This window comes from Poseidonibacter parvus (genome assembly GCF_001956695.1).
In the GTDB taxonomy this organism is placed as follows: domain Bacteria; phylum Campylobacterota; class Campylobacteria; order Campylobacterales; family Arcobacteraceae; genus Poseidonibacter; species Poseidonibacter parvus.
Map to the genome: position 1 here is coordinate 534,431 of NZ_CP019070.1, position 18,101 is coordinate 552,531.

Genomic DNA, 18,101 nt, shown 5'->3' on the forward strand with positions numbered 1-18,101 from the left:
AATTAGCTATTGTTTTTTGCTGCTTTTTCATCTTCAGTTAAGTTAGGGTAACAGAATCTGTAACCTCTTCTTCTGATAGTTTCAATAGTAGAAATTTGTAATGGTTTATCCATTTTTTGTCTAATTTGATTAATTGCAACTTCAATAACATTTGGAGTTACTAATTCTGGCTCTTCCCAGATTGCGTCTAATAATTGTTCTTTAGAAACAATTTGATCTCTATGTCTTGCTAAATGAGTTAAAACTTCAAAAGGTTTACCTTTTAATTCTATTTCATTTCCTGCATATTCGATTTTTTCTTCATCTGGATTGATAATTAAGTCATCAATTTCAATTACATTAGTTCCACCAAATCTTAATCTAGCTTCAATTCTTGCTAATAAAATGTCAAAATCAAAAGGTTTTTTGATGTAGTCATCAGCACCTGATTTTAATGCTTCAATTTCAGATTCTTTATCATCTCTTGCAGAAATGATAACAACAGCAGTTCTTGAACTTCTATTTTTAACCATTTTACATAATTCAAGCCCATCACCATCTGGTAACATCCAATCTGTTAAAACTAAATCATAGTTTCTAATGTCAATAAAGTATTCAGCATCTTTATAGTTTTCTGCAGCATCAACTTGATAACCAAAATCAGTCAAGCCTTCTTGAAGTGTTCTATTTAAAGTTATTTCATCTTCAATTATTAATATTCTCATAAGTTGTATCCCTTAAATTAAGTTAAGTTTAATATTTGTCGGAATTGTATCATAAATAAATCAAAAATTAAAGGTATTTTAAGCTAAATTTTAAAATTCTTTTAAGTTAACCTACTATTAACTTAAAATTGATAAAATAATCAAAAATAAAACTTACAAGGAAAAAAATGAAAAAAATAATTTCAAGTTTAGTAGCAACTTTAGCAATTACTACTGTATCGTTAAACGCAGCTGATTATTATGCGTCAGTAGATGGAGATAAAATTACAAAAGCTGATGTAGCTTTAGTTTTACAAGATCCAAGAATTGATTTTTCAAAATTACCAAAAAATGCGCAAAAGCAAGTATTAGAACAAATTATTAATAAAAAGCTTTTAGCAAAACAAGCTATTAAAGATGGAATTGAAAATGATAAAGCATATAAAGACGCTTTGAGTAAAATGAAACAAGATTTAGCATTTCAAGTTTGGCAAAAAAATGAACTAGCAAAGCATAAACCAAGTGATTCTGAAATTAAATCATTTTATGATAAAAATAAAGCAAACTTTGTAGTTCCAACAACATTAGAAGCTAGTCATATTTTAGTTAAAACTGAAAATGAAGCTAAAAGTATTATTAAGCAAATTAATAGTGCTTCAAATAAATCTGCAAAATTTACATCTTTAGCAAAAACTAAATCAATTGGACCAACTGGTGTTAAAGGTGGTTATTTAGGTAAATTCCCATCAAATCAAATGGTACCAGAATTCTCAGCAGCAGCAAATAAGTTAAATAAAAACTCTTATTCAAAAACACCTGTAAAGACACAATTTGGTTACCATGTTATTTATTTAAAAGATAAAACAGCTGGTAAGTCATTATCTTTTAATGAAGTAAAAGGTAATATTGCACAAATGTTAGTAGGAAATGCTTACAATAAAAGTGTAAAAGAGATTTCTGACAAATTAAGAAAAACAGCAAAAATTGTAATTAAATAAATTTTAAGGGGATTAGTTTTGGGTGTATTAGAAATAGTAAAAGCAGGAGTTTTAACTGGAAGTGAAGCAAAGAAATTATTTGCTTACGCAAAAGAAAATAAGTTTGCCATTCCAGCAGTAAATGTTGTAGGAACAGATTCAGTTAACGCAGTTTTAGAAGCTGCTGCAAAAGTTAACTCTCCTGTAATAATTCAGTTTTCAAATGGTGGAGCAGGGTATTATGCAGGTAAGGGTTTAAAGACTTCTGACGCTGCTGTTTTAGGTGGAGTTTCTGGTGCAAACCATGTTCACACTATGGCAAAAGCTTATGGTATTCCTGTTATTTTACATACAGATCACGCAGCTAGAAAGCTTTTACCTTGGATTGATGGTTTATTAGAAGCTGGAAAAGAACACTTTGAAAAAACAGGTCGTCCTTTATATACATCTCACATGTTAGATTTAAGTGAAGAACCTTTAGAAGAAAATATTGGAACATGTGTTGAATATTTTAAAACAATGAACGAACTTGATATGATGATTGAAATTGAACTTGGAATCACAGGTGGAGAAGAAGATGGTGTTGATAACTCTGATGTTGACAACGCACTTTTATATACTCAACCAGAAGAAGTTTCATATGCTTATGAAGAGTTAAGTAAAGTAAGTCCTAACTTTACAATAGCAGCTTCATTTGGAAATGTGCATGGTGTATATAAGCCAGGAAATGTTCAACTTTCTCCAAAAATCTTAGATAATTCTCAAAAATTTATCCAAGAAAAACATGGAACGCAAATTGAACCTGTTGATTTTGTATTCCACGGTGGTTCTGGTTCTGAACTATCTGAAATTAGAGAAGCAATTGATTATGGTGTTATCAAAATGAATATTGATACAGATACTCAATGGGCAACTTGGGATGGTGTGCGATCTTATGTTGAGAAAAATCATGCTTATTTACAAGGTCAAATTGGAAATCCAGAATGTCCAGATAAGCCAAATAAATCTTATTATGATCCAAGAAAATGGTTAAGAGCTTCACAAGAATCAATGATTGCAAGACTTGAAATAGCATTTTCTGATTTAAATGGTTTAAACAAAAACTAAAAAAACTAGATAAAAATTAAAACATATAAAAGGAATATATCTATGATAAAATACTTTTTTTTAATCATATTTATATTCCTTTCTTCTTCACAAGCTTATCAAAATAGTTCAAAAAAAAATTGTCCAGTACCCTTTAAAGATTTAAAACTTCTTTCTATTAAACATCTAGGATATGATGGAAAAGATAAAATAGGGGAACTTTTAGTTCATAAAGATATCTCTTCAAATGTAGAAAAAATATTTAAAGAGTTATATGAAATAAAATACCCAATTTATCAAATGAAATTAGTAAGTAATTACAATAATGATGATTGGAAATCAATTGAAGCAAATAACACATCAGCTTATAACTGTCGTGTAGTTGCAGGTACAAAAAAATGGTCAAATCATTCTTATGGAAAAGCAATAGATATTAATCCTATTGAAAATCCTTATATTTCAAGAAAGGGCTATATTTCTCATAAAGAGTCCTTAAAATATAGAAAAAGAGTGTATAAAGAGAATACTTTAAAAGATAGAGCTATTTTATTAAAAGATGATGAAGCTGTTAAGATATTTAAAAAATATGGATGGAGTTGGGGTGGAGATTGGATTACAATCAAAGATTACCAACACTTTGAATACAAAAGAAAAGGAAAATAAATGAATATTAAATTATCAAAAAAAGAACTAAGTAATATTGATTGCGATATTGAATTAGTAGTAGTAAAAGATTTAAAAAAATTAGAAAAAAAAGAGCAAAAACTTCTTAAAAAAGTATCATTTGATTTAAAATCATTTGATACATTCTTTGATGCAAATAAAAACAAGTTTTATGTTTCAACATTAAAATTAAAAAAAGAAGATTTAAAACTATGTTTCAGTTCTGCAATTAGATCAATTAAAAAATTAAATATCAAAAGTGTAAAGTTTGATTTAATTCAAGATGAAAAAGAGTTAAAAATAGACGAAATTGTAGAAGGTTTAATTTTAGGTGCATATGAATTTACTAAATATAAATCAGCTAAGAAAAAAGAAAAAAAACTTGAAATTACTATTTCTACAACAAATTCAAAAAAAGATAAAGATGAACTTCAAAAACAATTAGATGAAAGCTTAGCAGTTACAGCAAGTGTAAATATGGTTAGAAATATTATCAATACTCCTCCTGAAGATTATTTCCCAGATACAATGGCAAACGATGCAAAAAATATTGCAAGTGAAAATGGCTTACAATGTATTATTCAAGGAGAAGAATATCTTCTTAAAAATGGTATGAATGCAATGTATAATGTTGGACGAGCTTCAAGACACGAATCAAAGCTTATACACCTATCATATAAGCCAAAAGAACCAAAAGGTAAGATTGTACTAGTTGGAAAAGGTTTAACGTATGATAGCGGTGGTTTAAGCTTAAAAGTTGGTGGAAGTATGGTTTCTATGAAATGTGATAAAGGTGGGGGAAGTGCCGTATTAGGAATTATGAATACTTTAAAAGCTTTAAATTTTGATTATGAAGTTCATGGAATCATTGGAGCAGTTGAAAATATGATAGGTGGAGATGCTTATAAACCTGATGATGTGTTAGTTGCAAAGAATGGTAAAACAATTGAAGTTAGAAATACTGATGCAGAAGGTAGACTGGTTCTTGCTGATTGTTTATGTTATGCACAAGATGAAATAAAAGATATTGATTATATTTTTGATTATGCAACATTAACAGGTGCTGTTGTAGTTGCACTTGGAAATCAAATGATTGGAACTATGGGACATAATGATAAGCTAAAAGATAAAATGCAAAAAGCAGCAAACACTTCAGGTGAATTAATTGGAGTACTTCCATTTAATAGATATTTACCAAAAGAATTAAAAAGTTCAATTGCAGATCTTGTTAATTCTACAAATACAAGAGCAGCAGGATCTATTACAGCTGGATTATTTTTAGATAACTTTATCAAAAAAGAGAATAAAAAGAAATGGTTGCATTTAGATATTGCAGGTGCTGCATATACTGAATCACCATGGGGATATAACTCATTTGGAGCAACTGGAGCTGGAGTTAGATTAACATTAGATTTTATAAGAAATTTAGATAAATAGTAGGATTCCTACTATTTATCTTTATTGTAAGGCAAGAGGAATTTCATAATTAACATCATACTTATTAAATATCTTTTCTAAAGTACCACTTCTTATATATTCTTCAATATACCCCTCAATTTCATATCCTAGGGGTCTAAAATCAGTTCTTACAGCAATACCTATATCCCATTTAGATTTTACATAATCTATTTTTTTTGTCATAAAATATTTGTCTTTGTTTTGATTAAATTTTAGTTGTTGTTCTAGTTGTGACTTCAAGCCCGCTACTGCTTGGATTTTGCCACTTTTTAAATCTTCTATTGCTGTAAGTATTGAAGGATAATGAACTACATTATTACGAAGTTTTCCCATAAATGATGATGTTAAATGAGCGTCAGGCAAAGTATCTAATTCAACACCTATTTTGTTGTACATAAAAACACCAAGTGTATTTATTTCAGGAATTTTTTCTTTATTTGTTGCTATTACCCATCTTTCTGTATGATAAGGTGCTTTCATAACTACAAGATCATTGTTTAATTCACCTGTACTTTTGTCTTTTTCTCTAATAAATTCATAATCATAAGGAATACGAAGCATCACATCAGCTTTTGTTTTGTGAATTAAATGCCCCTTCCAAATTACATTTCTTAAATCATCATCTAAAGTCTCATCTGAACCTGTCCAATACCAAGTTGGTTTTACACCTATTGATTTTGCAATTTGCTTACCAAGGTCTATATCTATACCTTTTGGTTCATCGTTTTCAATATATGAATAAGGAGGGAAATTCTCATATACAGCTATTATAATATCGCCAGATTCTTGGATTTCTTCAAGAGATCTAGCACTTAGGTTTGATATTAGTAAAATGATTAGAAATGTAATTTTATATAACATGATTAAATCTTATAAATCATCTGTTGGTAAAGTTTCAACCCATGATCTAATTGACCAAATTGCAGCTGGTGATAATACTTCTCCAAATGGAGGCATATATACATTACCATTTCTAACAGCACCTTCTATAACTTTAGTAACAAAATATTCATCAATATCATCATCCCCTGCATCTAATGCTCTTAAATCAGGAGCAACACCACCTGAAACTGCACCTAAACCATGACATCTTGCACAGTTAGTATTATAAGCACCTTTCCCAATTTCTATTGCTTTTTCATTTCCTCTAAATGGATTAACTATTACATCATCTGCAACATTTGCTAAACCTTTAGTTTCTACTGAATGTGGTACAACGTCTCCATGACCAAATGCTAATGTAGAAGTAGCTAATGCAACTAATACAACTTTTTTTAAACTTTTCATACTTATCCTTTTTATTTGATATTTTTTTAAGATGTTGAAAGTATATATTTATTTTATAGCTTGATTATAGCGATTATATAGAAAAAAATAGCGCTATAATCAGGCTATTTTCTTGCATTACAATATTGAAAATAAAGAAGGAATAATTATGAAATTAAAACTAATAATTATATTATTTGCTACACTTATAAATCTTTTTGCAAATGAAAAAATCAAAATAGGTGTTTTAGCTTTTGGAACTGTAAATTGGGAATTAGAAGTTTTAAAACATAATAACTTTGATAAAAAATATGGAATTGAAGTAGAAGTAGTAAAACTAGCTTCAAAAAATGCAGTGTCAATTGCTTTACAATCTAATAGTGTTGATGTTATTGTAAATGATTGGATTTGGGTAAATAGACAAAAAGCTTCTAATAAAGATATCTCTTTTTATCCTTATTCTAAAGCAGTTGGAGCTTTATATGTAAATGATAAGAAAATAAATTCTATTTTAGATTTAAAAGATAAAAAACTAGGAATTGCAGGTGGAAGTGTAGATAAAACATGGTTGTTATTTAGAGCTTATTCAAAAAAGATGTATGATAAAGATTTAAAAAATATGCTAGAACCTGTATTTGCGGCACCTCCTATTTTATATAAAAAGATGCTTGATAAATCTTTGAGTGCTGCAATTAATTTCTGGCATTTCAATGCCAAACTAGATTCAAAAAAAATGAAAAGACTGTTAGGTGTAAAAGAAATACTTAATGAGTTTAATATTAATAGTGATATTCCTTTAATTGGTTGGACATTTAATAGTGATTATGGAAGAAAAAACATGAAAACTATTAATAGTTTTTTACAAGCCTCATATGAAACAAAAAAGCTATTAAGCACTTCAAGTGAAGAATGGATTAGAATAAAACCTTTAATGAAAGTAAAAAATGAGAAAATGTTTGAAGCTTTAAAAAATGGATATATAAATGGTACTGTAAAGAATTTTAATAAAGAACATATTGAAAGTTCAAAAAAAGTATTTGATATTTTATATAAGGAAGGTGGAGAAAAACTTGTAGGAAAAAGTAAGTTTTTAGATGAAAAAATATTTTGGGATTTTACTCCAAATATTAAGTGGTAAAATAAAAAATGCCAAGTCAAACTAGATTCCTTTCAATTTTAACTATATTTATCCTTTGGCAAACATTGGCATTACTTATATCTTCCGATACATTTCCAACAGCTGTTTCTGTATTTAAAAGCCTTTTTTATCATATAAGTGAAGGTGAGCTTTTTTATCATTTAGGTATTACTTTATCAAGAGTTGCAATTACATTTTTCATTGCAATGAGTATTGGAGTTTTCTTTGGTATTTTAATGGGGGAATATAAAAGAATTGATAATTCTTTAGATACATTACTAGTAATTGGGTTGAATATTCCAGCACTTGTAACAATAATTATTTGCTATATTTGGTTTGGTTTAACAGATTTTGCAGCTTTATTAGCTGTTGTTTTAAACAAAGTTCCAACTGTAATAGTTACAATTAGAGAAGGTGCGAGAACAATTGATTTAAAATATATGCAAATAGCTCAAGTTTATAAAGTTTCAAAGTATGATACTTTTACAAAAATATATTTACCTCAAATTTACCCATATATAATGGCTAGTGCTAGAACTGGGCTTTCACTTATTTGGAAGATAGTTTTAGTAGTTGAATTATTAGGAAGAAGTTCAGGTATTGGATTTCAGTTGTCTATGTTTTTTCAGTTTTTTGATATTGAAAGTATTATGGCTTATTCTATGGCTTTTATTATTGTAATACTTTTAATTGAAACATATATTTTAAGACCCTTAGAGAAAAAAGCAAACAAGTGGAGATAAGATGTTAAGTATAAATATAAATTCAAAAAAATATCAAGAAAATAAAATAATTGATAACTTTAAATTAAAAATTAACAAAAGCGAATTTATATCTATCATAGGACCATCAGGATGTGGGAAAACATCACTTTTAAATATAGTTTCAAATATTGATGATGACTATTTAGGTTCTATATTATTTGATAATGAAAATATCTCTAAGAGTAATATTGGTGTAATGTTTCAAGACTCAAGAATCATTCCATGGCTTAGTGTTTTTGAAAATATCATGTTAGTTTCTATATCAAAAAATGAAGAAGAGATTAAAAATGCATTAATTGAAGTAGGTTTAAAAGATTATATAAACTCATATGCAAAAGAGCTCTCAGGAGGAATGCAAAGACGTGTTGCACTTGTACGTGCTTTTATAAATAAACCAGAAGTATTATTACTTGATGAACCTTTTATCTCTCTTGATCATCCAACAGCTCAGAGTTTACGAAATGACTTTATGAGGTTTTACGAGAAGTATAAACCTACAGTTATATTAGTGACTCATGATTTAAAAGAAGCAATTACTTTATCAAAAAGAATTGTTTTTTTAGATTCAAAACCTATGAAGGTTATTTTAGATTTTGAAAATAAAAAAGATTTCTCTTCTAATTTAGACTCTTTAGAAATTGAGCAAATAAAAGAGAATATCTTGTCAAAATATCCAAAAATATTAAGTGGAGATATAAGTTAGTATTTTTACTTCTTACACGCAACTTGATAAGATGCAATACCTAAAGTATCCAAATCATTTGTAGGATGTAAAAAGCCATCTTGAGGTGATGTTGATACTAGTGCATTTGGCTGTACTAGAGCAACTGGCATTCTAATTTGTCCATTGAAATCTCTATATGTTAATTTTCTTCCTTTATAAGCTCCTAATTCAAAATCTTTTGAATAAATAAAATTTAAAGCAGTTTTCATATCATTACTTTTTGTCTTAGTAATACTTGTAACAATTGTTCTAATAGCAATCCAAGCGGCAAAATCTTCATCTTCCATCCATCTTGAAGCAAACTTTTCAAACCTTTTTTGCATTTGAGCTGCACCCCATTGTTCAATTACTTTATGCCAGGTTTTAGGCGTTAGTCCTTGTGTTCCAGCAAGTGGTCTTGGAAGCCAAGAATTAAAATAAATAAACTCTCCAAAATCTCCATAATTATCTGCTGTTACTATTACATCATAATCCTTAGCTTGTGTAAATACAGGAATCTCATCAGCAGCTTTTCTTCTAATATCTGCATCATAAGTCCATTGCTTTTCTTCTACAATTTTTGCATTGAACTTTTTTACGGCTCTTTTAATATCTTTTGTAATTTGTAAATCTTTTTGCTTTGTTCCTGAAATTAAAAAGATATCTTTAAAATCTCTTTTTACCAAAAATTGAACTAATCCATCATATAACATTGCATTTGATGCAATTGTATGTAAAAGATTTGTTTGACATAAGTTCTGTCTAAAATCAGAGTTCTTATTTGCAATATTAAAAAATACTGCTTTTTTAAATAAAGGATTATTTATAAGCTCTTGTAAAAAATCATCTTCAACTTTTAATAAAACAAAAGAGTTTTTCTCATTTATAAATTTTTCAAGTGAAGATAATAAATCTTTTTTATCAAATGAAATCTTTTCAATTAAATTATATTTCTGATTTAAAAACCTTGCTGTTTTATTTGAATCTTTTACAGCAATTTTAGCTCCTTGTATTCCTAAATCATCCGGAATTTTAATTACATTTGATAAAACAGGAGGTCTTTTTATCTTTTGTTCTAAGTATAAGATATTTGTTTCTAGAATATCTGCTTTTATAAATGAAAATAAAAGTGTCAAAAATAGTACTATTTTCATAGAGTTCCCTTCTTTTTTCTTTTAGTATATATTATTTTTATAGCTTCAGTTTAGCAAAATATATATTGCTAAACTCAGGCTATAATTATTTACTACACTTTCATAATCAAAAAATTAAGGATAGAAAATGAAAAAAATTGCAATGTTAGTAATGATGGTATTTATAACAGCAGAGTTTGCAAGTGCAAAGAATTTAAAGGGTTTATTACACTCAAGAACTACATTAGCACCTATTAATATTAGTGCAGGTGAACCATTAGCTACAGAACCTTATAAATTAGAAGCAGGTAAGTACTACAAGTTAGTTTTAAAAAGTGATGGTTCAAGAGAAGTTCCAATTGTTGGAGCTGAATTTTTTAGAAATATCTGGGTAAATCAAGTATCTATTAATGATATTGAAGTAAGACCATTAGGAATTGATAGTTTTGAATTTGATGATGAAGGTGAGATTGAACTTACATTTATTCCAATTAAACCTGGAACTTTTACTTTAGGTTTACCAACTGCTAAAAGTGATAGAGAAAGAGCTATTATTATAGTTGAATAAAAATTGTTAATAAAATATTTAAGGAGATAAAAAATGCTAAAGAAAATTGGATTAGTCACTATTTTAAGCTCAGCTCTATTTGCAGATACAATATTTGTATCAAATGAAAAAGACAATACTATTTCTGTAATTGATTCAGTTACAAATGAAGTTGTTAAAACTTATGAAGTAGGTCAACGACCTAGAGGAATAACTCTTACAAAAGATTATTCAAAACTATATATTTGTGCAAGTGATGATGATACTGTTCAAGCAATGGATACTAAAACTGGGAAGATTTTATATAATCTTCCTTCAGGAGAAGATCCAGAACAGTTTTCATTACACCCAGATGGAACTGAACTTTATATTTCAAATGAAGATGATGGTATTGTAACAGTTGTAGATACTGTAAATAAAACTGTTATAAAACAAATTGAAGTTGGAATTGAGCCTGAAGGTATGGCTGTAAGTCCTGATGGATCTGTAGCTATTAATTCATCTGAAACATCTAACTTTTTGCATTGGATTGATACAAAAACTAAAGAAATTGTACATAATACTTTAGTAGATGAAAGACCTAGACATATTGAGTTTTCAAAAACTGGAGATAAAGTTTGGGCATCAAGTGAAATTGGTGGAACTGTAATCATTCTTGATACAAAAACAAAAGAATCACTTGGTAAAATTTCTTTTAAAATTCCAGGTATTTATAAAGACAAAATTCAGCCAGTTGGTATTAAACTAACAAGCGATGGGAAATATGCTTTTGTAGCCCTTGGGCCTGCAAATCATGTAGCTGTAGTTGATGCTAAAACTTATGAAGTTATTAAGTATTTGTTAGTTGGTAAAAGAGTTTGGCAATTAGACTTGGCAAACAATGAAACAAAACTGTATACTACTAATGGTGTTAGTTCAGATGTATCAATTATTGATGTAGAATCTTTAAAAGTTGAAAAAACAGTAAAAGTAGGAAGATTCCCATGGGGAATTGCAGTTAAACCAACAAAGTAGGTCAAATGACAAATCAACTTGAAATAAAAAATGTTTCTTATAAATATGATAAAGATTTAGTTTTAAAAAATGTAAATCTAAATATAAAACAAGCATCATTCTTAGTCCTTCTTGGACTAAATGGTGCTGGAAAATCTACTCTTTTTGCACTAATTACTAGATTGCTTAAACTTCAAGATGGTGATATCTTGATTGACTCTTTTCCTCTTTCAAATTATAAAAAAGCCTTAGAAAATATCGGTATTGTTTTTCAAGAACCAACACTTGATTTAGATTTGACTGTAAAACAAAATCTAATATTTTATGGTTCTTTAAAAGGAATATCTTTTAAAGAAACAATGAATTCAATAAAAGATGAACTAAAAACATTAGAATTAGAAGAAAAATTAGATGTAAAAGTTCGTGCTTTAAATGGTGGTCATAGAAGAAGAGTTGAGATTTTAAGAGCTTTAATAAATAATCCTAAACTACTTTTATTAGATGAAGCAACTTCAGGTCTTGATATAAAAAGTAGATACTCAATAATCTCTTATGTAAAAGATATTGTAAAAAAAAGAGGAATTTCTGTTTTATGGATTACACATTTATTTGATGAAATAAATGAAAATGATGATGTTGCTATTATCAAAAAAGGTGAAATAATTGCAAGTGGAATTGTAAAAGATGTAATTGAACAAAACAACAAAGATTCATTAACTGAAGTTTTTGAATACTTAACTAAGTAAAAGCAAAAGTGAAAGTAGAGAAATGAGAAATGAGAAAATTATATTACTGTGCCTTAGGAATTATTTACAAAGAATTATTAAGATTTATCAAACAAAAAAGTAGGTTTTTTTCAGCACTTGTAAGACCTTTACTTTGGCTATTTATTTTTTCAGTTGGATTTAAATCAGCACTAGGCCTTGCAATTATTCCACCATATGAAACATATATAACTTATGAAACATACATTGTGCCTGGTCTTGTTGGAATGATTTTACTTTTTAATGGAATGCAAAGCTCCTTAGCTATGATTTTTGATAGAGAAATGGGTTCTATGAAAATACTTTTAACTTCAAATATTTCAAGGTCATATCTTCTATTTTGTAAAATGTTTGCAACTGGTATAGTTTCAACAATTCAAGCTACAGTATTTTTATTTATTGCTTTTTTATATGGAATTGATATTCCAACTTTAGGATATTTTCTAGTAATTCCTGTGATTTTATTTACTTCAATTATATTGAATGCTTTTGCTTTATTTATCTCTTCTGTTATAAAACAACTTGAAAATTTTGCTTCAGTTATGAACTTTGTAATCTTTCCAATGTTCTTTTTATCTTCAGCTTTATATCCATTATGGAAGATAAAGGATTCTAGCTTGTTTTTATATGAAGTTTGTGTATTAAATCCATTTACTTATATAGTTGAATTTGTAAGATTTACACTTTATTTAAAATTTGATTTAAATACTTTTTTAATTATTTTAGGAATCTTTATAATTACACTAACACTCGCTTTTATAGGATATAACACTAAGAATGTACTAAAAAGATAGGACTCTTATTTAGTAAAAAACACTACTTTTTTTCTTGCCTATATTCAGGCTATATTTCTCATGTATACTTCTTTCAAGACAACTTAAAGTTGCCAGATTAATCTTAAGGAGAGAGGTATGGGGAAGAGTAAATTTCTTAATAATGTAGCAAAAGTTACATTATCAACATTACTAAGTGCAAGTGCAATAACTGCATTATCAGCTAATGCAGGTTTTGCACCTGTAACTGATGCAGATATTGCAAATGATGCAAAAACTGTTGAAGATGTAGTAACATATGGTTTAGGTCAAAAAGGTCAAAGATATTCACCTTTAGATCAAATTAATAAAAAGTCAATCAAAGATTTAGTTCCAGTATGGAATTTTTCATTTGGTGGTGAAAAGCAAAGAGGTCAAGAAGCGCAACCTTTAGTTAAAGATGGTGTTATGTATGTAACTGCATCTTATTCTAGAATGTATGCTATTGATTTAGCAAGTGGTGAAGAACTATGGCAATATGATGCTAGACTTCCTGGTGCTATTTTACCTTGTTGTGATGTTATCAATAGAGGTCCAGCACTATATGAAAACTTAGTAATTTTTGGAACATTAGATGCAAAACTTGTTGCACTTGATAGAAAAACTGGAAAAGTTAAATGGAAGAAGAAAATAGCTAACTATAAAGATGGTTATTCTTATACAGCAGCTCCTTTAATTGTAAAAGGTTTATTAATTACAGGAAATTCTGGTGGTGAGTTTGGTGTTGTTGGACAATTAGATGCAAGAAACCCATTAACAGGTGAACTTGTATGGACTAGACCAATGGTTGAAGGACATATGGGAACATTAAATGGTAAAGATAATGGAATCACAGGTCAAACAAATGCAACATGGCCAGCTGATTTATGGAAACATGGTGGTGCTGCTCCTTGGAATGGTGTAACTTATGATCCTGATGCTGATTTAATTTATGTTCCAACAGGAAATCCATCTCCATGGAATTCACATGATAGACCGGGTGATAACCTTTATTCTGCTTCAAGAGTAGCAATTAATCCAGATACAGGAAAAATTGTTTGGCATTTCCAAACAACTCCAAATGATGGTTGGGATTATGATGGTATTTCTGAACTAGTTGCTTTTGAATATAAAGATAAAGCAGGTAAAACAATTAAAGCAGGAGCAACAGCTGATAAAAATGGTTTCTTCTATGTATTAGATAGAGTTACAGGTAAATATATCAGATCAGTACCTTTTGTAGAAAATATAACATGGGCAAAAGGAATGGATAAAGACGGTCGTCCAATAGTAAATGAAGATAATAGACCTGGAAAACCAAGTGCTGATAAAAAAGGTAAAACTGTTTACTCAACACCTTCATTCTTAGGTGGTAAAAACTGGAATCCAATGGCTTATTCACAAGATACTGGATTATTCTATGTTCCTGCAAATGAGTGGGGAATGGATATTTGGAATAAACCTGTTGCATATAAAAAAGGTGCTGCTTATTTAGGTGCTGGATTTACAATTAAACCAACATTTGAAGATCACATTGGTGCTTTAAAAGCAGTTGATCCTAAAACTGGTGAGATTAAATGGACTTATAAAAATAAAGCTCCATTATGGGGTGGTGTTTTAACTACTGCTGGTGGACTTGTATTTACAGGAAATCCTGAAGGTAAGTTAATGGCATTTGATGACCAAACTGGTGAAATTGTTTGGCAATTTAATGTTGGTACTGGTATTGTAGGTTCTCCAATTACTTGGAGTACAGATGGTGTTCAATATATCGCTGTAGTTGCAGGTTGGGGTGGAGCTGTTCCTTTATGGGGTGGTGAAGTTGCAAAAACTGTTAAGTATTTAAACCAAGGTGGATCAGTTCACGTGTTTAAATTACACAAATAAAAAGTAAAAATAAAATCTTAATGAAAGGAGATTATCATGGAATGGAAAAAACCAACTTATGTAGATAATAGATTTGGCTTTGAAGTTACAATGTACATTTGTACAATATAATTTCATTAATGATTTGAAAAGATTAGAAGCCTTGGTTTCTAATCTTTTTTTATTTAAATGGGCTTTTTTTAAAGCTTATTTAAATGAAAATGTAAAGGATTTATTTTGAAAATTCAAGTTTTAGGCTCTGGTGCAGGAGGAGGTCTTCCTCAATTTAATTGTAACTGTGATAATTGTAAAGCATATAGAGCAGGTTCAAAAACAGTAAAAAGAAGAACTCAAAGTTCTATTACAGTTAGTGAAGATGGTGTTAATTGGGTTTTATTTAATACTTCACCAGATATTTTAGAGCAAATACATAATTCTCCTTTTTTACATCCTTCAGAATTAAGAGAAACAAAAATAAAAGCTATTATTTTTAATGATGGACAAATTGACCATACAACTGGGCTTTTAATGTTACGTGAAGGCTGTCCTCATGAGGTATACTGTACAAAAGAAGTAAATGAAGAACTATCAACATCTTTCCCATTGTTTAAAATGCTTGAGCATTGGGGTGGAGGTGGTACAAAATGGAATGAAATTCTTCCAGATAGCACAACAAAGTTTGAAATACCTGTGATGCCTTCTTATGAATTTTATGCACATGCATTAATTTCAAATGCACCACCATATTCAAAATATCGAGATATACCTAGAAAAGGTGATAATATTGGAATTACTGTAGTAAATAAAAATACTGGAAAAAGATTATTTTATCTTCCTGGACTTGGAGTTTTAGAAGACCATGTTTTCGAAGAAATGAAAAAAGCAGATGTCTTACTAATAGAAGGAACTCTTTGGACAAATGATGAAATGATTAAAGGTAAGTTCTCAAACAAACTTGGAACAGATATGGGACATATTCCTTTAAATGGAGAGCATGGTTTGATTAAAGTTTTAGATACTTTAGAAAAACCAAGAAAAATATTAATTCATATTAATAATACAAATCCTATTTTAGATGAAGCAAATGATGAATATAAAGAGCTTATCTCACATGGAATTGAAGTTTCATATGATGGTATGAGTATTGAAATTTAAAGATAAAGGAAATAAATATGAGTGAATTATTAAGTAAAGAAGATTTTGAAAAAAAACTAAAAGATATGGGATCAATGTATCATATTCATCATCCTTTTCATGTAAGAATGTATGAGGGGTCTTGTACTAAAGAAGAGATACAAGGTTGGGTTGCTAATAGATTTTATTACCAATGTGCAATTCCAATAAAAGATGCTGCTATTATGTCAAATAATCCTCCTATTGAAGATAGAAGAAAATGGGTTGATAGAATACTAGATCATGATAGTGTTGGTGGTGGAATTGAAGCTTGGCTTGATTTAGGAGTTGCAGTTGGTTTAAAAAAAGAAGATTTAGAATCTCATAAATTTGTATTACCAGCTGTTAAATTTGCAGTTGATGCTTATGTTAATTTTGCAAGAAGAAGTCCATGGAAAGAAGCTGCAATGTCATCTTTAACTGAAATGTTTGCACCTCAAATTCATCAACAAAGATTAGACACTTGGCCTAAAAATTATCCTTGGATAGAACAAAATGGTTTAAGATATTTTCAAAAAAGATTAAGTGAAGCTAGACGTGATGTTCAACATGGTCTTTCAATGACTTTAGTTGAATTTGACACAGTAGAGTTACAAAATAGAGCTTGTGAAATACTACAGTTTAAATTAGATATTCTATGGACAATGTGTGATGCTTTATATTTAGCATATGAATTAAAAAGACCACCATATTTTAATATTAAGGATTGTAATGCAACTAGAAAAATCACTTGCAATTAATGCGCACTTTCAATTACAATGGGAAGAAAAACAAAATTGTTTCGTATTATTATATCCAGAAGGAATGGTTCAATTAAGCCAAAGTGCTGGTGAGATTATGAATTTATGTAATGGAGAAAATACAACTTTAAATATTACAGATTTACTAGAAAAAAAATTTAATTTAGTTGGTTTACAAAGTGATATTATAGAGTTTTTAGAAGACGCAATGAATAGAAAGTGGGTAATTTATAATGACTAATGAAATAAAACCTCCGTTATGGATACTTTTGGAATTAACACATAAATGTCCTTTAGAATGTTCATACTGTTATAACCAATTAGATTTTACAAATACAAAAGATGCTATGAGTAAAGCTGATTGGTTTAGAGTTATGGATGAAGCAAGAGATATGGGTGCTGTTCAGCTTGGAATTTCTGGTGGAGAGCCACTTTTAAATAAAGACTTAGTTGAAATTGTAGAGTATGCAAATAATAAAAAGTTTTATACAAACCTTATTACTTCTGGTGTTGGTGCTCCAAAAGGAATTGTAAAAAAGCTAAAAGAAGCAGGACTTAAAACTGTGCAATTAGGTATTCAATCTCATGATAGAAATACTATGACATTGATTACTAATAATAAAAATTCATATGATGAAAAAATTGCCTTTGCCAAAGAAGTTAAAGAAGCAGGGCTTCAACTTATAATTAATACTTGTATAACAAGACAAAATATTCATCAAGTAGGTGAAATTATTGAGTTTGCAGATGAACTTGAAGGAAACTATTTAGAAATTGCAAATATTCAATATTATGGATGGGCATTAAAAAATATAAATGCACTTCTTCCAACACAAGAGCAGTTAGATGAAGCAAAAAGAGTAACAGATTCTTACAGAAGTAAAGAAAAAGCTATGAAAGTATTTTTTGTAGTTCCTGATTATTTTGCAGATCGTCCAAAAGCATGTATGAATGGATGGGGAACAACTTTCTTAACTATTAATCCAGACGGTGTTGCACTTCCATGTAATACAGCAAATACTTTACCATTAGAGTTTCCAAATGTAAAAGAGTTTTCAATTGAACAAATTTGGAATGAATCTCATGCTTTCAATTATTTCAGAGGTGATAGCTGGATGAATCCAACATGTGCCTCATGTGATGAAAAAGAGAAAGATTTTGGAGGGTGTCGATGTCAAGCCTTTGCACTTACAGGCGATATGAATGAAGCTGATCCTGTTTGTTCAAAATCTGATTTTCATCATGTAGTTACTGATAAAGTTGCTGAAAGTTTGGGTACTACAGATGCAAAGATATGGTACAGAAATAGAAAAAATTCACTATTACTTTCTTAGAAGTTTAGATTATGAAATTTAA

General features: G+C 28.9%; 21 protein-coding genes. 17 read left to right on the top strand and 4 right to left on the bottom strand.

What is annotated here, in order from left to right:
• Positions 1 to 2: 2 nt before the first annotated feature.
• Positions 3 to 704: a homeostatic response regulator transcription factor HsrA gene (gene hsrA / locus LPB137_RS02625; protein WP_076084022.1), complete on the bottom strand. Its 702-nt coding sequence runs from the start codon at positions 702 to 704 to the stop codon at positions 3 to 5.
• Positions 705 to 871: 167 nt separating this feature from the next.
• Here hsrA and LPB137_RS02630 point away from each other — a divergent pair, with 167 nt between their 5' ends.
• From LPB137_RS02630 to LPB137_RS02645, 4 genes are read left to right on the top strand one after another with little or no spacing between them, the layout of a single operon-like run.
• Complete coding sequence (locus LPB137_RS02630) at positions 872 to 1,681, top strand: foldase protein PrsA (protein ID WP_076084025.1); 810 nt, start codon at positions 872 to 874, stop codon at positions 1,679 to 1,681.
• Between the two features lie 18 nt (positions 1,682 to 1,699).
• On the top strand, positions 1,700 to 2,767 hold the full coding sequence (gene fbaA / locus LPB137_RS02635; RefSeq protein ID WP_076084028.1) for a class II fructose-bisphosphate aldolase: 1,068 nt from the start codon (positions 1,700 to 1,702) through the stop codon (positions 2,765 to 2,767).
• 42 nt (positions 2,768 to 2,809) lie between these two features.
• Positions 2,810 to 3,409 carry a M15 family metallopeptidase gene (locus LPB137_RS02640; protein ID WP_083657075.1) on the top strand — a complete coding sequence of 200 codons (600 nt, stop codon included), beginning with the start codon at positions 2,810 to 2,812 and terminating at the stop codon, positions 3,407 to 3,409.
• Positions 3,410 to 4,846 (top strand): leucyl aminopeptidase, encoded by a 1,437-nt coding sequence (locus LPB137_RS02645; protein ID WP_076084031.1) that lies wholly within the window; start codon positions 3,410 to 3,412, stop codon positions 4,844 to 4,846.
• Positions 4,847 to 4,867: 21 nt separating this feature from the next.
• Here LPB137_RS02645 and LPB137_RS02650 read toward each other — a convergent pair whose 3' ends face one another.
• Together LPB137_RS02650 and pedF are read right to left on the bottom strand one after the other, a co-directional pair.
• Positions 4,868 to 5,728: a substrate-binding periplasmic protein gene (locus LPB137_RS02650; RefSeq protein WP_076084034.1), complete on the bottom strand. Its 861-nt coding sequence runs from the start codon at positions 5,726 to 5,728 to the stop codon at positions 4,868 to 4,870.
• A gap of 9 nt (positions 5,729 to 5,737) precedes the next feature.
• Positions 5,738 to 6,154 carry a cytochrome c-550 PedF gene (gene pedF / locus LPB137_RS02655; protein WP_076084037.1) on the bottom strand — a complete coding sequence of 139 codons (417 nt, stop codon included), beginning with the start codon at positions 6,152 to 6,154 and terminating at the stop codon, positions 5,738 to 5,740.
• Between the two features lie 148 nt (positions 6,155 to 6,302).
• Here pedF and LPB137_RS02660 point away from each other — a divergent pair, with 148 nt between their 5' ends.
• The 3 genes from LPB137_RS02660 (at position 6,303) to LPB137_RS02670 (ending at position 8,738) form a co-directional block, all read left to right on the top strand.
• The gene (locus LPB137_RS02660) at positions 6,303 to 7,271 is read left to right on the top strand and encodes an ABC transporter substrate-binding protein (RefSeq protein ID WP_076084040.1); all 969 of its coding nucleotides are present in this window, start codon (positions 6,303 to 6,305) and stop codon (positions 7,269 to 7,271) included.
• A 65-nt stretch (positions 7,272 to 7,336) separates the two neighbouring features.
• The gene (locus tag LPB137_RS02665) at positions 7,337 to 8,014 is read left to right on the top strand and encodes an ABC transporter permease (protein ID WP_228144682.1); all 678 of its coding nucleotides are present in this window, start codon (positions 7,337 to 7,339) and stop codon (positions 8,012 to 8,014) included.
• Position 8,015: 1 nt separating this feature from the next.
• A complete protein-coding gene (locus tag LPB137_RS02670) occupies positions 8,016 to 8,738 on the top strand; it encodes an ABC transporter ATP-binding protein (protein WP_076084046.1) in 723 nt (240 codons plus the stop codon).
• Between the two features lie 5 nt (positions 8,739 to 8,743).
• Here the strand turns inward: LPB137_RS02670 and LPB137_RS02675 are convergent, their stop codons facing one another.
• Positions 8,744 to 9,892, bottom strand: coding sequence for a type 1 periplasmic-binding domain-containing protein (locus LPB137_RS02675; protein ID WP_076084049.1), 1,149 nt, complete (start codon positions 9,890 to 9,892; stop codon positions 8,744 to 8,746).
• A gap of 127 nt (positions 9,893 to 10,019) precedes the next feature.
• Between LPB137_RS02675 and LPB137_RS02680 the strand changes: the two genes are divergently transcribed.
• The 10 genes from LPB137_RS02680 to pqqE all read left to right on the top strand — a co-directional run bounded on the left by LPB137_RS02680 (position 10,020) and on the right by pqqE (position 18,079).
• A complete protein-coding gene (locus LPB137_RS02680; protein WP_076084052.1) occupies positions 10,020 to 10,439 on the top strand; it encodes a cupredoxin domain-containing protein in 420 nt (139 codons plus the stop codon).
• A gap of 33 nt (positions 10,440 to 10,472) precedes the next feature.
• Positions 10,473 to 11,432, top strand: coding sequence for a PQQ-dependent catabolism-associated beta-propeller protein (locus tag LPB137_RS02685; protein ID WP_076084055.1), 960 nt, complete (start codon positions 10,473 to 10,475; stop codon positions 11,430 to 11,432).
• A gap of 5 nt (positions 11,433 to 11,437) precedes the next feature.
• A complete protein-coding gene (locus LPB137_RS02690) occupies positions 11,438 to 12,157 on the top strand; it encodes an ATP-binding cassette domain-containing protein (protein WP_076084057.1) in 720 nt (239 codons plus the stop codon).
• A 29-nt stretch (positions 12,158 to 12,186) separates the two neighbouring features.
• Positions 12,187 to 12,969: an ABC transporter permease gene (locus tag LPB137_RS02695; RefSeq protein ID WP_076084060.1), complete on the top strand. Its 783-nt coding sequence runs from the start codon at positions 12,187 to 12,189 to the stop codon at positions 12,967 to 12,969.
• Between the two features lie 117 nt (positions 12,970 to 13,086).
• Entirely contained in the window at positions 13,087 to 14,853 is a 1,767-nt protein-coding gene (locus LPB137_RS02700) for a methanol/ethanol family PQQ-dependent dehydrogenase (RefSeq protein WP_076084063.1), read from the top strand.
• A 36-nt stretch (positions 14,854 to 14,889) separates the two neighbouring features.
• The gene (gene pqqA / locus LPB137_RS02705) at positions 14,890 to 14,964 is read left to right on the top strand and encodes a pyrroloquinoline quinone precursor peptide PqqA (protein WP_076089178.1); all 75 of its coding nucleotides are present in this window, start codon (positions 14,890 to 14,892) and stop codon (positions 14,962 to 14,964) included.
• Positions 14,965 to 15,069: 105 nt separating this feature from the next.
• A complete protein-coding gene (gene pqqB, locus LPB137_RS02710; protein ID WP_076084066.1) occupies positions 15,070 to 15,987 on the top strand; it encodes a pyrroloquinoline quinone biosynthesis protein PqqB in 918 nt (305 codons plus the stop codon).
• A gap of 17 nt (positions 15,988 to 16,004) precedes the next feature.
• On the top strand, positions 16,005 to 16,745 hold the full coding sequence (gene pqqC / locus LPB137_RS02715) for a pyrroloquinoline-quinone synthase PqqC (RefSeq protein ID WP_083657078.1): 741 nt from the start codon (positions 16,005 to 16,007) through the stop codon (positions 16,743 to 16,745).
• A complete protein-coding gene (gene pqqD, locus LPB137_RS02720) occupies positions 16,717 to 16,986 on the top strand; it encodes a pyrroloquinoline quinone biosynthesis peptide chaperone PqqD (protein WP_076084073.1) in 270 nt (89 codons plus the stop codon). Before pqqC ends, pqqD begins: the two co-directional genes overlap by 29 nt.
• Complete coding sequence (gene pqqE / locus LPB137_RS02725) at positions 16,979 to 18,079, top strand: pyrroloquinoline quinone biosynthesis protein PqqE (protein WP_076084076.1); 1,101 nt, start codon at positions 16,979 to 16,981, stop codon at positions 18,077 to 18,079. The genes pqqD and pqqE overlap by 8 nt, the downstream gene beginning before the upstream one ends.
• Positions 18,080 to 18,101 lie beyond the last annotated feature (22 nt).

Coding starts and splice junctions, on each gene's coding strand:
- hsrA (WP_076084022.1), bottom strand. CDS start 704: ATGAGAATATTAATAATTGAAGATGAAATAACTTTAAATAGAACACTT.
- LPB137_RS02630 (WP_076084025.1), top strand. CDS start 872: ATGAAAAAAATAATTTCAAGTTTAGTAGCAACTTTAGCAATTACTACT.
- LPB137_RS02640 (WP_083657075.1), top strand. CDS start 2,810: ATGATAAAATACTTTTTTTTAATCATATTTATATTCCTTTCTTCTTCA.
- LPB137_RS02645 (WP_076084031.1), top strand. CDS start 3,410: ATGAATATTAAATTATCAAAAAAAGAACTAAGTAATATTGATTGCGAT.
- LPB137_RS02650 (WP_076084034.1), bottom strand. CDS start 5,728: ATGTTATATAAAATTACATTTCTAATCATTTTACTAATATCAAACCTA.
- pedF (WP_076084037.1), bottom strand. CDS start 6,154: ATGAAAAGTTTAAAAAAAGTTGTATTAGTTGCATTAGCTACTTCTACA.
- LPB137_RS02660 (WP_076084040.1), top strand. CDS start 6,303: ATGAAATTAAAACTAATAATTATATTATTTGCTACACTTATAAATCTT.
- LPB137_RS02670 (WP_076084046.1), top strand. CDS start 8,016: ATGTTAAGTATAAATATAAATTCAAAAAAATATCAAGAAAATAAAATA.
- LPB137_RS02675 (WP_076084049.1), bottom strand. CDS start 9,892: ATGAAAATAGTACTATTTTTGACACTTTTATTTTCATTTATAAAAGCA.
- LPB137_RS02680 (WP_076084052.1), top strand. CDS start 10,020: ATGAAAAAAATTGCAATGTTAGTAATGATGGTATTTATAACAGCAGAG.
- LPB137_RS02685 (WP_076084055.1), top strand. CDS start 10,473: ATGCTAAAGAAAATTGGATTAGTCACTATTTTAAGCTCAGCTCTATTT.
- LPB137_RS02690 (WP_076084057.1), top strand. CDS start 11,438: ATGACAAATCAACTTGAAATAAAAAATGTTTCTTATAAATATGATAAA.
- LPB137_RS02695 (WP_076084060.1), top strand. CDS start 12,187: ATGAGAAAATTATATTACTGTGCCTTAGGAATTATTTACAAAGAATTA.
- LPB137_RS02700 (WP_076084063.1), top strand. CDS start 13,087: ATGGGGAAGAGTAAATTTCTTAATAATGTAGCAAAAGTTACATTATCA.
- pqqC (WP_083657078.1), top strand. CDS start 16,005: ATGAGTGAATTATTAAGTAAAGAAGATTTTGAAAAAAAACTAAAAGAT.
- pqqD (WP_076084073.1), top strand. CDS start 16,717: ATGCAACTAGAAAAATCACTTGCAATTAATGCGCACTTTCAATTACAA.
- pqqE (WP_076084076.1), top strand. CDS start 16,979: ATGACTAATGAAATAAAACCTCCGTTATGGATACTTTTGGAATTAACA.